The 13320-nt window shown below is 55.4% G+C and carries 17 protein-coding genes; 8 read left to right on the top strand and 9 right to left on the bottom strand.

The features are described 5' to 3' along the window. Window positions 1-10: 10 nt before the first annotated feature. The 5 genes from WDO70_08010 to WDO70_07990 all read right to left on the bottom strand — a co-directional run bounded on the left by WDO70_08010 (window position 11) and on the right by WDO70_07990 (window position 5049). Window positions 11-970 carry an efflux RND transporter periplasmic adaptor subunit gene (locus WDO70_08010; protein MEJ0063134.1) on the bottom strand — a complete coding sequence of 320 codons (960 nt, stop codon included), beginning with the start codon at window positions 968-970 and terminating at the stop codon, window positions 11-13. Next, a complete protein-coding gene (locus WDO70_08005) occupies window positions 967-2196 on the bottom strand; it encodes a TolC family protein (GenBank protein ID MEJ0063133.1) in 1230 nt (409 codons plus the stop codon). Before WDO70_08005 ends, WDO70_08010 begins: the two co-directional genes overlap by 4 nt. Before the next feature lie 127 nt (window positions 2197-2323). Then, window positions 2324-2641 (bottom strand): hypothetical protein, encoded by a 318-nt coding sequence (locus WDO70_08000; GenBank protein ID MEJ0063132.1) that lies wholly within the window; start codon window positions 2639-2641, stop codon window positions 2324-2326. Window positions 2642-2707: 66 nt separating this feature from the next. After that, window positions 2708-4225: a sodium:proton antiporter gene (locus WDO70_07995; protein MEJ0063131.1), complete on the bottom strand. Its 1518-nt coding sequence runs from the start codon at window positions 4223-4225 to the stop codon at window positions 2708-2710. A 236-nt stretch (window positions 4226-4461) separates the two neighbouring features. Next, window positions 4462-5049 (bottom strand): response regulator, encoded by a 588-nt coding sequence (locus tag WDO70_07990; protein ID MEJ0063130.1) that lies wholly within the window; start codon window positions 5047-5049, stop codon window positions 4462-4464. A gap of 186 nt (window positions 5050-5235) precedes the next feature. Between WDO70_07990 and WDO70_07985 the strand changes: the two genes are divergently transcribed. Then, window positions 5236-5844, top strand: a complete 609-nt coding sequence (locus WDO70_07985; protein MEJ0063129.1) for an MEDS domain-containing protein — start codon at window positions 5236-5238, stop codon at window positions 5842-5844. A 17-nt stretch (window positions 5845-5861) separates the two neighbouring features. Here the strand turns inward: WDO70_07985 and WDO70_07980 are convergent, their stop codons facing one another. Continuing rightward, window positions 5862-6266, bottom strand: coding sequence for a hypothetical protein (locus tag WDO70_07980; protein MEJ0063128.1), 405 nt, complete (start codon window positions 6264-6266; stop codon window positions 5862-5864). Here WDO70_07980 and WDO70_07975 point away from each other — a divergent pair. After that, on the top strand, window positions 6258-7757 hold the full coding sequence (locus WDO70_07975) for an ATP-binding protein (protein MEJ0063127.1): 1500 nt from the start codon (window positions 6258-6260) through the stop codon (window positions 7755-7757). The two genes, WDO70_07980 and WDO70_07975, sit on opposite strands and share 9 nt — an antisense overlap. Here WDO70_07975 and WDO70_07970 read toward each other — a convergent pair. Beyond that, window positions 7754-8062: a hypothetical protein gene (locus WDO70_07970; GenBank protein ID MEJ0063126.1), complete on the bottom strand. Its 309-nt coding sequence runs from the start codon at window positions 8060-8062 to the stop codon at window positions 7754-7756. The two genes, WDO70_07975 and WDO70_07970, sit on opposite strands and share 4 nt — an antisense overlap. Window positions 8063-8184: 122 nt before the next feature. Between WDO70_07970 and WDO70_07965 the strand changes: the two genes are divergently transcribed. Further along, window positions 8185-8490, top strand: coding sequence for a hypothetical protein (locus tag WDO70_07965; GenBank protein ID MEJ0063125.1), 306 nt, complete (start codon window positions 8185-8187; stop codon window positions 8488-8490). 103 nt (window positions 8491-8593) lie between these two features. Here the strand turns inward: WDO70_07965 and WDO70_07960 are convergent, their stop codons facing one another. Both WDO70_07960 and WDO70_07955 read right to left on the bottom strand, forming a co-directional pair. Continuing rightward, the gene (locus WDO70_07960) at window positions 8594-8830 is read right to left on the bottom strand and encodes a hypothetical protein (GenBank protein MEJ0063124.1); all 237 of its coding nucleotides are present in this window, start codon (window positions 8828-8830) and stop codon (window positions 8594-8596) included. Next, a complete protein-coding gene (locus tag WDO70_07955; GenBank protein ID MEJ0063123.1) occupies window positions 8827-10425 on the bottom strand; it encodes an RHS repeat-associated core domain-containing protein in 1599 nt (532 codons plus the stop codon). The genes WDO70_07960 and WDO70_07955 overlap by 4 nt, the downstream gene beginning before the upstream one ends. On the opposite strand from WDO70_07955, the gene WDO70_07950 reads away from it, so the two are divergent. The 5 genes from WDO70_07950 to WDO70_07930 all read left to right on the top strand — a co-directional run bounded on the left by WDO70_07950 (window position 10327) and on the right by WDO70_07930 (window position 13311). Next, window positions 10327-10776 carry a tyrosine-type recombinase/integrase gene (locus tag WDO70_07950; protein MEJ0063122.1) on the top strand — a complete coding sequence of 150 codons (450 nt, stop codon included), beginning with the start codon at window positions 10327-10329 and terminating at the stop codon, window positions 10774-10776. The genes WDO70_07955 and WDO70_07950 overlap by 99 nt on opposite strands. A gap of 79 nt (window positions 10777-10855) precedes the next feature. Beyond that, entirely contained in the window at window positions 10856-11143 is a 288-nt protein-coding gene (locus tag WDO70_07945) for a helix-turn-helix transcriptional regulator (protein ID MEJ0063121.1), read from the top strand. Between the two features lie 3 nt (window positions 11144-11146). Then, window positions 11147-11644: a hypothetical protein gene (locus WDO70_07940; GenBank protein ID MEJ0063120.1), complete on the top strand. Its 498-nt coding sequence runs from the start codon at window positions 11147-11149 to the stop codon at window positions 11642-11644. A gap of 130 nt (window positions 11645-11774) precedes the next feature. Continuing rightward, window positions 11775-12374, top strand: a complete 600-nt coding sequence (locus WDO70_07935) for a hypothetical protein (protein ID MEJ0063119.1) — start codon at window positions 11775-11777, stop codon at window positions 12372-12374. After that, window positions 12364-13311, top strand: a complete 948-nt coding sequence (locus tag WDO70_07930; protein MEJ0063118.1) for a nucleotidyl transferase AbiEii/AbiGii toxin family protein — start codon at window positions 12364-12366, stop codon at window positions 13309-13311. Before WDO70_07935 ends, WDO70_07930 begins: the two co-directional genes overlap by 11 nt. Window positions 13312-13320: the final 9 nt, after the last annotated feature.

The following is a 13320-nucleotide window of genomic DNA, read 5'->3' as shown; positions in this document are numbered from 1 at the left end:
ATGCCTTTTGCTAATCATGGTCATGCGAGGCGCCGGCTTTTTCTATGTCGGCTTTCACGATAAAGCTGTTGCGGCCCACATAGGTTTCACCCGCTTCGATGCCATGCCTGATCTCTGTCCATTCGCCATCGCTGATGCCCGGCTCGATCTTGCGCGCTTCATAGGCGCCGTCTTCCTTGACGAAAACGGCATCCGCGCCTTCAAAACGCTGAATGGCCGTATTTCTGACGGCTAGAGGCACGTCACGTTCTGCGACTACGGCCTTGCCGGAGACATTCATGCCTGCCCGCCAATGGCCGTCCGCGTTGGGAAGATGAACGCGCGCCAGCAATGTCTGGCTGATCGACTCCGCAAGCGGCATGAAAGCGCCGATGACGCTTTCGGCTTGCGTATCGTTATCGGCGCAATGGATGGTCACGGGATCGCCGATCTTTATCCTCGGCTGATCCTTGTGAAAAACATGAAGCTCCGCCCACACCGATGAGAGATCGGACACCACGAAGAGCGGCGCCTCGCCCGCCACGTCGCCGGGATTGGTATTGCGCGCGATAACCGTGCCGCCGAGCGGAGAGTTCACCTGATAGGTCTGCAAACTGTCATTGGCCTCGACCGTTGCGAGCGCCTCGCCCGCATTGACGCTATCGCCCACGTTTTTATAAGTCTCGCGAACGATGCCCGGAAACCGCGCCTTGATCCTCGCCGTCTTATTCGGATCGAGGATGATGTCGCCGTTAAGAAGCGCGGTTTCCCGGATTTTTGCCGGGCCTGCCTGGAGGATTTCCATGGCGGCGTTTCTAGCGGCTTCCGGCGTTATCTCGGTTCTCCCCTCATGGCCTTCTTCTTCGCCGTGATTGTGAGGATCGCCGCCGGATCGTTCTGCGTGTTCCTCATGGGCGCGGGCCTCAAATGCCGTCCCGCCCGCAAGTGCCACGGCAAGAAGGGCGCCCATCAATATATGCTTACTCATCATTCTTCTCTCCAATCGGTTTCCGTCATCTTATGTTTTCCCGTCAGCCTATCCAGATCAGCGCGGCGCGCGTGATAGTCTTTCAGGGCGGCGTTATACTGGCCGCGCACGTCGAAAAGCGTGTGCTGGGCATCCAGAATTTCCAGATAGGAGAATTTGCCGGCCTGATAGCCCGCGCGGGCCTGCGAGAAAGCTTTCTCGGCAATGGGCAGGATGGAGGTTTTCAGACTTTGCGCCTGATCATAAGCCGTCTGCAGTTCCAGGATGATGCGCGCGATTTCGCCATTTCTTTCCAGAAGAGCGGCTTGTTTCTCGCTCTCGCTTCTTCCGACTTCATGGCGCGCTTTCTCGATATTGCCGCGATTGAGGTTGAAGACCGGAATAGGCAGCGAAACGCTGGCGACGAAGGCGCGGCTGTCGCTTTCCCGCAAATCGCGGACACCGAGATTAACGGTAGGATCGGGGATGGCGTTGGCTTGCTCCAAATCCAGATTGGCTTTGGCTTGCGCAATCCTGGCTTCCAAACGCGCTATGTCAGGCGTATCGGCGCCGGCGTTTCCGGGATCGGCAACAGGCGGCTGAATGGCAAAGAAATCATTGTCATCCAATTGATAGCTGCCGCCGATGTCCGCCCACAAGACGGACAGCTTTTTCTTGGCGATCTCCGCCGCGCGCTTTGCTCGCTCGAAATTCATGCTGCTGGAAGCGAGCGCGACTTCGGCGCGGCTCTTATGGATCGAGGGCGCGGCGGCGGCAATCACGCGCCGCGATACGCTTTGAACGATGTCCGCCGCCAGGTCTTTCTGTTCCTTTGCGAGTCTGGACTCCTCCTGCGCCGCGACGGCTTCCATGTAAGCGACCCTGACGCTGCGGATAAGATCGAGGCGCGCGGATTCATAGCCGGAAGTGGCCATTTTGTATTCTTGATCGGCCGCATTCTGCCGTGCCGATCGCTTTCCGCCAATTTCGACCAGTTGCGATACGCCATAGGTGATTTCGGCGGAATCGGTTCCCCGATAGGCTCCTTGCCCGGCAACATTTTCGACTTCCACGCCGATATGGGGATTGGGCAGCGTCCCGGCCTGCCGCCGTTCGCCCTTGCTTGCCAGCATGGACGCTTCCGCCGCCTTGAGTTGAGGCGCGTTGGCCAGCGCCCTTGCGATGGCTTCCTGCAAGGTGACGGCGGGTGGCGCGCCTGCCCAAGCCGGGGAATTGCTTATGAAAAGCATGGCGCAAATGAGCCACGCATATGATGTCCTGAACATGATGCCTCTCGCGTTTAATCGCAAACAATCGCGCGCCAGCGGCCGGGATGCATAAGCATCCCGCGCCACAGCCTGCGCCGTGGTTGACGGATTAAGCGCGTGAGGGAGGTTTTAGGAGAGGGCCAGTAACGTGCCCGGGAACAGATTCATGGTCGGCCCATGAATAAGCCTGCCGCAAAGCCGGCATAGGCTGGGCTTCATGACCGCCAGGAAGTGCCAGAGCGTGGCAGTGCGCGCAGGCTTGACAGGCTGCATGCATCGCCTTGCCGTCCTTGCCGGGCTTTTCCTTGCCGATGGAGTCATGATGAGCCGCACCGCTCATGCAATCGTTTTCAGCGCAAGCACTGGCAGCCAGCGGCATGGCCAGCAGGCTCAAAACAACGACAAGGCAAATCCAAATGCGTTTCATGACATTGCCACTATAGGATAGAATTCGGAAATGGCAAAGGCGTACTTATCCGTCATGTCGTCTCGGTCAGGGCTTTGTGGGGCGCACGCTCATCTCGACCCAGTCGAGCTCCTCTTCGACAAGGCGATAGGCGTCATCGCCGATGGCGCCGCTGCGGCGCAGATCATGAATGGCATGGCGCGACACGGCCACCGCCTTGCGGCGCAAGGCGTTATCGGCGGTGTCGCGCGGATCTTCGCCGTTCCTGGCACGGCTCAAAGCCTCCTTATATTGAAGCCTGAGGCGATGCGCCGCATCCGTGCTGTCGCTTTCCAGCTCCGCCATGGCCGCCTTCAAGGCCGCCTTGCGCGCCGTGCGGGCCTCCGTCTCTACGATCGTATCCTTAGGCAGGCGAAGCAGCATGAGCAGCGGCCGGAGAGTCAGCCCATGGAGAAGCAAGGTGCCCAGCACGACGACGAAGGCCGTCAGCTGCATGAAATCGCGGTACGGAAAATCGGCGGGCAGCGCCATGGCGGCCGCCAAAGTGACGATGCCGCGCATCCCCGACCATCCGACTACCAGTGCCCCTTTCGGCGTCGGCAGGGAAGCCGAGGCGCGGAATCTGGCCAGCTGCCTTCGCACGAAGGCATAGATCATCACCCAGACAAGGCGGACGGCGATCACCACACCGAGGATGATGAGCGCGGCTTCAAGCAAATGCGGCCCGGAGCCGTCCAGCGCGTCGAGCACCGGGCGCATTTGAAGGCCGATGAGCGTGAAGGCCAGAACATTCAGCACGAAGATCACCGACTCCCAGATCGCGAATGACGACACCCTAAGATGGGTCGGAAGCGTATTATGGCGCGCCATCGTCAGCCCGAAGACGACAATCGCGACCACTGCGGAAAGGCCCAGGCGTTCGGCAACGAGCCATACGCCGAAGGTAATCACGAACTGGAAAATCACCGAGGTCGGAGCGTCTTCGATGCGCCGGATCAAAAGGCCGACGGGCCATGCCGCGAACCAGCCGAGCGCGACGCTGCCGAAAATGACGAGGGCGAAGGTCGGCACGGCCCCCTCCATGCTGAAGCTCCCCGCGACGACGGCGCCAACGGCCAATTTATAGATCAGCAGCGATGAGGCATCGTTCAGCAGGCTCTCGCCCTCCAGAATCTTGCGGATCCGGTGCGGCGGGTTCACCTGCCCGAGAATCGCCAGCGCCGCCACGGCGTCGGGCGGAGCGACCAGAGCGCCGAGCGCGATGGCGGCAGCCAATGGCAAATCGGGGATCATATGCTGGGCGGCGAAAGCCACGGCGGCCGTCGTCAGCCCGACGGCGGCCAGAACGAGCGAGAATATAGGCGCCCAGTTGTTGCGCAGATCGCGCAGCGATGTGTCGTAGGCAGCGTCCAGCAGGACGGGCGCCACGAACAAGGCCAGGATAAGCTGGGGCGGCAGATCAAGCTGGGGGGCGCCGGGAACGAAGGCCAGCAGCGCGCCGCCCAAAGCAAGGATCGTGGGATAGGGAATGCTGATGCGCTTCGCCAACGCCGAAAGCACGGTCGCCGTGAAGAGCAGGATAAGAATGGTTTCGAATATGAGCATCGTGATTCATTAACCCGCTGACAGGCGATAGTATAGAAATATCGTCGGCAACGCGGAAGGCAAGCCGTGGCCCAAGTCATGAACAAGCGTTTTTCGGTATCGACGCCGTTCAGCCGGGCCTATAGGGCTACGGTCAAGGAAATTCGCGTTACGGGGGATTTCTTGAAGCCTATGACAGGCGCGAAACATTGAATCTTCACATGATTTATCACTCAGTCAGATTAACTCAAATCCAGTTAAACGCTGCTCTCCATCCCTACGCTATGTTTAAAAGAAATCCGACTCTCCTTATTATACCGCGATAATGCCTGGATTAAGTCGTCCGGAGTAAATGGCTTAGGTAGCATGCCAAGCATATCAAGGGCGCGGGCGTCTCCGAGCCTGAGGGCAGCATTCATGATTGCCCTGTTTGTGCCGCTCACCAGAATGACCCCGCCATTAAAGGACTCTCCGGCCAGATAATGCAAGAATTCCACGCCGTCCCCTTCGGGCATGTTGAGATCGCAAATAATAACGTCAGGAAGATTGCCGGTCTTGATGTGGGTTATGGCGCTCTGACCGCCCTCGGCGACGGCTATGCGGGAAATGCCTTGTTTGCGTAAAACATTGGTGATGAGGTCACATATAAACTGATCATCATCGATTATCAGATAACTGTAATCCGCAAGCGTGGTTTCATTCATGCCGGAATCTCCCGCATTGTACTCGTCCAACCAGCGCAACAATAATATTCGCTCCGGAAAAATCAAAAAGAAATATGTTTGCAGAAAAAAATGTTTTTCAGAAACGCTGTCCTCGCGCGGCATGGCTGCATACGCTTGCATGATTCTGGCGCGTCGATCGGTTCAACATCGCTTTATCAATCGTTCAACTGCGACAATCAAATCCGGTTTTACGTTTCCTTAGGATTTTGATAATATTTTTCTCATTATCATATAAAACGCGCGCGGGTCGGGAGCCTAGTCCGCGGCGGTGAGCGCGGCTCACTATGCGGAAAGAAGGAGAGCGCCATGAGTCAGTTTCTTCCCAACGAGAGAAAAATAAATCTTGGATTTGCGCATGGCGAGTTTCCGGCCGGAATGCATATATGCTACATGACGAACAATAAGCATGACCGCAATTCTCTTGCGACGCAGTTCCTCAATGCCGGATACCAGGCCAATGAAAAAGTCGTGTATCTTGCGGAGGAAGAGAATAGCGCGCGGCGGTATGAGCAGTTGAAGCACGCCGGCGCGGAATTCCCGGCTGATGCCGTGGTGTCGACACAAACCGCTTACTTTCCGGACGGTAAATTCGATCCTGATTCCGTGATTCACTACCTTGAGAGCTTCGCCTCGCACAGCGGATCTTGCGGATGCCGGGCTACGGGGGAAATGTCTTGGGCGCTGAGGGGAGTTCCCGGGTCGGAGCGTCTCTTGGAATATGAAGCGCGTTTGACGCCAATGTGCGAGAAATACGGCATCACCGGCATCTGCCAGTATGATATTTCGCAATTTGACGGGGCGACGATCTGGGCCATCATGCAGACGCATCCCTACATCATTGTCGGGCGGCAGTTGATCCGTAACGCCGTCTATCGGAATCCAGAGGATTTTCTGCGCGATCTGACGAGCCATTAAGCTTGACCATCTCACCGCTAAGTTCGACCGTCTCCTCGCCTCAGGTTGAGGTTCTGGCACAGATTTTTCTGCTCTATAATGCCATGCAGAGCGGCTTCGACGTAGAGCAATTCTCTTCGATAATTAATGCCGGCTTGCGAACGGTTCCGGGAGTTAAGTCTGCGCGCCTCCATATGGGAGAAGAACCGCCTTCCGGCATCAATTTTCCAATCGAGACGGTATTCACGTCCTACGGATCGCTGCGACTGGAACTGGACGATCGGTCGGCTTTCGCTCCTTATGAGCCATATTGCGCGGGGCTTGCGAATGTCGTCGCTCTGCATCTGGAAACCCGGCGGCAGCAGGAAGAATTGCGGGGGGCCAAAGAGGCCGCCGAAGCGGCAACTCGCGCTAAAAGTATTTTTCTGGCTACCATGAGTCATGAAATCCGCACGCCGATGAATGGCATCATCGGGCTGTCCGGCTTGTTGATCGACACTCCCCTGGACGAGGAACAGGGAGAATATATGAAAGTCGTGCACAATTCCGCCAAAGCGCTTCTATCGTTGCTCAATGATATCCTCGATTTCTCCAAAATCGAGGCCGGAGAGCTGGTGCTGGACGAAGCGTCCTTCGATTTACAGAAAATTCTCAGGGAACTGGAAAGCATCATGGGCATTATGGCCGCCGAGAAGGGCGTCCAGTTCATCCTGTCATGCGACACACTGCCGCCGCAGCGCGTTATCGGCGACCCTTATAGAGTTCGTCAGATTTTGAACAATCTTTTGGGCAACGCGGTTAAATTTACGGCGCAGGGTTCGGTGACTTTACGGGCTTTCCCCACATTGAAGGACGAGGCTAATGTATGGCTTCGTTTTGAGGTGGAAGACACCGGGATCGGCATCATGGAAGAATATGTGCCGCATATTTTCAAGAAATTCACGCAAGGCGGAAGCGCCATAACCAGTAATTTCGGCGGAACGGGCCTTGGGCTTGCGATCACCAAACAGCTGGTGGAAGCCATGCGCGGTACGATCGGAGTCAGCAGCGTTCATGGAAAAGGCACGCTTTTCTGGTGCGAAATTCCCTTTGCCGCGGATGTTACTCAAAACGGCGCTGTCTTGCGGACTTCCACACCCACAATCTTCGACGACGAACGGATCAGAAATGCCCGCGTGCTGGTGGCGGACGATCACTATATCAATCAGCTTTTCGCAACCAAGCTGTTGAAAAAGCAACTCGGCATTAGCGCCGATACGGCGGCAAATGGGCTGGAGGCGCTCGAGAAGAATGCCCATCATCCCTATAATCTCATCCTTATGGACTGCCATATGCCCCAAATGGACGGGTTTAATTCTACGTTGAAAATCCGCCAGCTGGAGCAGCAGAACGGCGTGCCTCGCGTTCCCATTATCGCGCTTACGGCTGATGCCATGAAACTTGTCAAACAGCGATGCTTGGCCGTGGGTATGGATGATTATCTGAGCAAGCCGCTCGATCCGGATGAATTCATTCGTAAGGTTGTTCTCGTTTTGACCGAAGACCTCGCAGCGTTTCGTCAGGAAGGGTTTTCGCAAACCGTTCAAATCAGGAAAAATTCAACTTTGCCGGTGCAACTGGAGTATTTGCGAAGATATACCGGCGGCAATCCGGCTGAAGACAAAGAGTTATCCCAGTCTTTCCTGCGGCAAGCGGATAAGTCTCTTGAAGACCTTGAGCAAAGCTGCGCCCCCAGCCAAAACCCCGAATGGGAGCAGGCAGCCCATAAATTCAGAGGATCGTCAATTGGTCTAGGCGCGCTCGCACTGGCCGATTTGTGTGAAGAGGCCGAACAGAACTTCACTGCATCAGAACAAAAAAAGAAAGACTATGTGAACAATATTCGCACGGAGCTGGAAGCCGTACGGAAATTTTTATCAAATATCACCGGTTAGACCGCGTTTGTTATCTCCAGCCGGAATGTCGCATTATGCCGGTACATTTTGCCGCGACGGGAGCCGGAGCGGCGCATCGGGCCGAGGGGCGGTTCCGACGAGGCCGGTTGAAGCAACCCCAAAGCGCGGCCATGCTCCACGGCGTCGGCAAGATCGTCGGAGCAATAGGCCGTCGCGGGTGTGCCGTTGCGATAGTTCACTTTGTATTCTCCGGGCGACATCGTCAGCGTGATGCCGAACTCGCGCAATTCTTCCACGGCGGCCTTGAACGCCGGAAGGGGCGGTTGTTGTTCCGTGTTCATCATGATAGCGCCTCGCAAAATGGCAGTTTCAAAGTCAAAGAGCCTCTCTCAAGCATTTCTGCCGAGACATAGCTTTATCCGGAATCCAAGCCTTTCAGCTTCTTGCGAACGGTTTCTGCGTTCACATGCAGCAGTTTAGGCAGGGGATGCTTGACGCCCTGATTATCCATCACCGCATAAGACTCGCGCGGGCCACGCTTGAGGATCATGTCGCGCGCGGCGAGCATTTGCGTGAAGGCGGTTCCCGTTCGGGATTCACGCCAAGCCTGGCGGATAGCGGCGCGGTCATGCTTGCATACCCCAGCCCAAGAGGCGAAGGGGGCGCGGGCGCAGCAAGCGCCACGGCGGCGAGCCTATCCAAGACAGGCAGGAAGCTCGGCATAGCAACGGCAACGCCGGGGAAGCTCGACACAGCCGGACGGCGAACATAGAAAAGCCCGCCGAGCTTAAAAGCCGGGCGGGTGGAGCTACCAAAAACACGAAGGCCCGGCTCCCTAGGGTGGGGGCCGGGCCTCTACATACTAATCGTCTAGTTTAGTTTTGTTTTAGCAACTCCTCCAAAGCTTGGCTTCCTTCAATCTTGCCCGTGCTCCGGAAACGCTCAACATCAATAGTGCCATCCTCAAAAAACTCCACTTCCCATCGCTCTCCTGGTATTACCACATTGAGCAAAATCGCATTCTCTCGAACAGGTGAAGCAAGGGTAAAGTATACCTTTGCTTCACTAAGCTTCTGCATCCATGTGTATAAATTATGGAGTCCCGTTGTCACTTATTGAACCTTCCGTCATTGAGGAGTTTATAAAATTGGCGATAGCCCGGCTCGTTAGCCTGTGCCTTTTTTACAAGGTGCTCCCACGTTTCACCCCTAATACTATTCCATGAAGGGGAGCCACGTTCAAGGGGGGCCTTTTGAATGCTGCCGAGCTTCCCTTTCAGAATATCCTCCACCGTCTTTCCAGCGTTCGGATGTTTCCTCGGAATGGGACAAGACCCACCTGTCGTGACCGTAGGTGGCTGCTTATTGTTGCCCCCACCACCTCCGGCTTGTGGGGCTGCTGGCATAATGTCTTCAGCCGTCGGTGTTTTATCGCTGCCCTCGCCTGCGGGCGATGGAGTCATTGCCATCAGAAACGCAGCAGGCCCAGCCAGCAGGGCCCCACTAGCAGACCTAGCGCCTGTAAGTGCGGCTTTCGCAGCAATCGCCGCAGTATCCATCAGCAGTCCGGAAGGGTCCACATTCACAATCGGACTCCCACCGACATACCCATATAGGTTGACGCCTCCGGCCTCTCCGATGCTGTCTCGGTTGAGCCACCTGCCAATCTGCGGGTCGTAGGCGCGTGTTCTGGTCAGGAGAAGTCCCGCCGTCCCGTTCCATAGCATCCGCCCGAACTGGAAGTCAGGCGCCGTGCCGACCGTGTAGCTGGTCGTCCTGTTGCCGTATGGTGTGTAATCGAAGCTCGTTATCAGCGCACCCGTCGCCGCGTTCACAGCCCCACGCACGCTGCCCAGCATGTCCGGCATATACACAATCTTGTCCGCGCCAACGCGGTCTTCTCCTTCCGCGTAATACCGCTTCCACGTGTTGTTCCCGCCGTTGCTTCGGCTCTGGCAGATTTCGTTTCCGCACCAGATATACCGCGCGTCCGTCACCCCCGTTGTGTTCGTCGTCTTGATGCGCGTCCGGCGGCCGAGGCCATCATACCACATCTCCACCTTGTTCGTCGGTATCCCCGGCATCGTCACCTGAATTAGCCGGTTCTCCGCGTCCCATTTGTAATTCCTCCACCAGTCCGTCAGCTTGTTGCCGTTCGCATCGTACGTCTGCGTTCCCCAGAAGTTCGTGCTCTGGTTCAGCGCGTTGTTCGTCGGATTGGCCGATGATGTGAGCGACGTGAAGGTCGTGAAGTTGTCGGCGTCATCGTAGGCATAGGCGAAGTTCTTCATCGTGCCGCCGCTCGGCGTCACCTGCGCCGATGTCAGCCGGTAAGCTCCGTCGTAATAGTAGTTCCAGCTCCGTGCCACCCAGTCCGTTGATGGGGTCGCCGTCGAGGCCGTCTCCGCAACGTTGACCATCCGCATCGGGCTTGACGAGTAGGTGAAGCTTCTCGCCCCGTTGCTGTTCGTTATCGTCCCGAGCCGCGTCCCGTTCACCGCACTGTAATACGTCCATGCTGTGCTGATGCTCGTACCGTTCAGCGTCCGGTTCGTCGGCTTTTGCGTGCTGCCCTGATAGGTGTAGTTAAACGTCCCGATGCCCGTCACATGCGATGCCGGACGGTCCAGTGCGTCATACGCACCAGCAAAAGCGGCAAGCCCCGGCATGTCGTCTTGACTGATGAAGCTCGCGATTTTTTTGTGCAAATGACCGCAGGGAAAAAGGGTGACGACATTCTATTTGCGCATGACGATGGGAGCGCATGGAAAAAATCGCATCAAAGCCGTCCCTTACTGCTGGCTTGCAAACACGCCAACATCACTCCTGCAATATCCTTCCACGTCCTGCGCCACACGCATGGCAGCTTGCTTGCGATGAAAGGCGTTCCCTTGCCGGTAATCGCCAAGCAACTCGGCCATGCCGACACGCGCATGACCGAAAAGCATTATGCCCATTTGTCGCCGTCCTATGTCGCCGATACGATCCGGCAGCATTTCCCGCGTTTGGGCATGGGGATTGCAAGCAATGTTAAGCCGTTACCCTTTGGCAAGCGTTAAGAATTTTTTCTTGAAGGGGCATATCAAATATGGTATATATCTCATTACAGCATTGAGGGATATGAGACGCAGGATTGTTATGAAAAAAATGCTCCGTGCGGATGCCTTGATCCAGAAATGGATGAAGGGTACGAAATTCAAGAAAGCGTATGACGCGCTGGAAAGCGAATACGCGCTTGCTGGTGCTTTGATTGAGGCGCGGGCAAAATCCGGTCTTAGCCAAGCCCAGCTTGCCAAGCGCATGAAGACCACGCAGCCCGCTATTGCTCGTATGGAGGGCGGAAGACAACTGCCTAGCGCGGCAACTTTGCTGAAATTCGCCAAGGCAACGGGGACGAAGTTGAAAATCCAGTTTGTCGAGATTTAGCCTGTGATGTCGATTGATATACCCGCTAATCTTTCTGGCTACAGGCGACATGCTCTTGTCGTGCGCACGGGCGGTTTTTGGGGCGGTCGCCCGAAACTGCTTTGCGACGGCGTCGTTCTCGAAAGAACCAAAGGTTTCTATGTAGTGCGGAACGACGCTGGCGAAGAGACAAAAATCAAGCTTACATATAATTTTTTCGATCAAGCGCCTGAGCTGATAATTGACAAGGAAAAAATCAAACTTTTGCCAGCGTTCGAATGGTATGAGTATGTTTGGATATGGGCGGCTTTTCCATTGCTCATCATAGGCGGCGGTCTTGGCGGTCTGGTATCCTGCATTTCAGGGATGACAAACGTCGCCATATTCCGCAACCAGAAAAGCTTGTTCGCCAAATATGGGCTATCGGCGCTCGTTACCTTGGTATCCGTCCTTTTATATATTATCTTTGCGACGATTATTGACTGCCGCTTCTTTCATCCAGAAAGATGCATGATTCATTAGTTGGCAGAAGCAATGTTATTTTTTATGATAAGTCATCAAGATATTGATTTCATTGAAATATAATGCATATGTGCATGAATATTAAATGAAATATCTTGCAATTATGGCCCATATGCCGTATGTTCAGCACATGACAAAAACACTGGAACAACTCAAAAAACATCTGCGGCCCGGCGAAACCTATCGCCGCGCTGACCTGGAGCAATGGTCAACCGCAGTGGATCGTCATTTGCGCCAGCTTCAGGAAGAGGGAACGCTGAAGAAGCTTTCCCCCGGCCTGTATTATTGTCCGAAGCAGACCGCTTTCGGCGAGGCTCCGGCACGGGACGAACAGCTTGTCGAAACTTTTCTGAAAGACCGACGCTTTTTGCTACATTCGCCTAATGCCTATAACGCCTTGGGCGTCGGCACGACGCAGCTTTACAATGAAACGGTGGTTTACAATCACAAACGGCATGGCCGCTTCGCCCTCGGCGGCCGCCAGTTTGATTTCCGCGTCAAACCGCATTTCCCTAAAAACTTGAGCGAGGAATTCCTGCTGGTCGATCTGGTCAATAATCTCGACCGGCTGGCGGAAGACGAAGAAGCCGTCCTGCCGCGCGTGAAGACTAGGGCAATCGCAATGAGCCGCCGCGCGTTGAATAACGCGGTGCGCCATTACGGCAATCGTTCAACAAGGAAATTCTTTGCCGAGGCGTTGGCAGACGCTACATTGCGTTATGCCGCCTGAAACTTTCCTCCACCATCACCCGGATTTTCCCGACCTCGTCAATATCGTGGCGCGGGATATGGCGATTGCACCCGCGCTGGTCGAGAAAGATTATTGGATCATGCACTGCCTGTATGGCTTGCAGCAATTGGGCATGACATTTGAACTGAAGGGCGGCACGTCGCTTTCCAAGGGTTTCGGCATCATTCACCGATTTTCGGAAGACATTGACATCCGCATTGAGCCGCCCACCGACATGGATGTTAAGACGGGCCGCAATCAGGATAGCCCGGCGCATTGCAAAAGCCGGAAAGGCTTTTATGACTGGCTGGCCGAAACCATCCAAATCGACGCTATTGATAAAATCTGGCGTGACGAATCTTTTGACGACAGCAAATACCGCAGCGGCGGCATCCGGCTTCACTATCATAGTCACGCCGGGCCGGTGACGGGCCTCAAAGATGGTATTCTGTTGGAAGTCGGCTTTGACGATATTACGCCGAATATGCCGCAGGATATCAGCTCATGGGCCTATGATTACGCGGCGGACAAGGTACTGGTCATCGACAACCGCGCCCGCGCCGTTGTTTGCTATCATCCCGGCTATACGCTGGTGGAAAAGCTGCAAACGATTTCGACAAAATACCGCCAGCAGCAAGAGCGTGGCACCATGCCCGTCAACTTCATGCGGCATTATTACGACGTTTATTGCTTGCTAGAAAACCCAGCGGTGCAGGCGTTTATCGGCACCCCGGAATATATCGCCCATAAAGCGAGGCGTTTCCGAACGGGTGATAATCCGATAATCGGCGAGAATCCGGCATTCCGCATCGAGGGCGCGGAAGCGCAACGGCAATATCAGGCGGCTTATGAGGGGACGAAGACGCTTTATTATAAGGATCAACCCGGTTTCGGAGAAATAATAGAGCGAGTTAAAGAACATGCAGTGTTCCTGTAAGGGAAATGT

It is taken from the genome of Alphaproteobacteria bacterium (genome assembly GCA_037200005.1).
In the GTDB taxonomy this organism is placed as follows: Bacteria; Pseudomonadota; Alphaproteobacteria; order UBA9219; family RFNS01; genus JBBCGY01.
The sequence above is the reverse complement of the archived record's forward strand: the minus strand, read 5'-3'. Positions and strand labels throughout refer to the sequence as shown.

Coding starts and splice junctions, on each gene's coding strand:
- WDO70_08010 (MEJ0063134.1), bottom strand. CDS start 970: ATGATGAGTAAGCATATATTGATGGGCGCCCTTCTTGCCGTGGCACTT.
- WDO70_08005 (MEJ0063133.1), bottom strand. CDS start 2,196: ATGCTTTTCATAAGCAATTCCCCGGCTTGGGCAGGCGCGCCACCCGCC.
- WDO70_08000 (MEJ0063132.1), bottom strand. CDS start 2,641: ATGAAACGCATTTGGATTTGCCTTGTCGTTGTTTTGAGCCTGCTGGCC.
- WDO70_07995 (MEJ0063131.1), bottom strand. CDS start 4,225: ATGCTCATATTCGAAACCATTCTTATCCTGCTCTTCACGGCGACCGTG.
- WDO70_07990 (MEJ0063130.1), bottom strand. CDS start 5,049: ATGCAAGCGTATGCAGCCATGCCGCGCGAGGACAGCGTTTCTGAAAAA.
- WDO70_07985 (MEJ0063129.1), top strand. CDS start 5,236: ATGAGTCAGTTTCTTCCCAACGAGAGAAAAATAAATCTTGGATTTGCG.
- WDO70_07975 (MEJ0063127.1), top strand. CDS start 6,258: ATGAGTCATGAAATCCGCACGCCGATGAATGGCATCATCGGGCTGTCC.
- WDO70_07980 (MEJ0063128.1), bottom strand. CDS start 6,266: ATGACTCATGGTAGCCAGAAAAATACTTTTAGCGCGAGTTGCCGCTTC.
- WDO70_07970 (MEJ0063126.1), bottom strand. CDS start 8,062: ATGATGAACACGGAACAACAACCGCCCCTTCCGGCGTTCAAGGCCGCC.
- WDO70_07965 (MEJ0063125.1), top strand. CDS start 8,185: ATGCAGCAGTTTAGGCAGGGGATGCTTGACGCCCTGATTATCCATCAC.
- WDO70_07950 (MEJ0063122.1), top strand. CDS start 10,327: ATGCGATGCCGGACGGTCCAGTGCGTCATACGCACCAGCAAAAGCGGC.
- WDO70_07945 (MEJ0063121.1), top strand. CDS start 10,856: ATGAAAAAAATGCTCCGTGCGGATGCCTTGATCCAGAAATGGATGAAG.
- WDO70_07935 (MEJ0063119.1), top strand. CDS start 11,775: ATGACAAAAACACTGGAACAACTCAAAAAACATCTGCGGCCCGGCGAA.
- WDO70_07930 (MEJ0063118.1), top strand. CDS start 12,364: ATGCCGCCTGAAACTTTCCTCCACCATCACCCGGATTTTCCCGACCTC.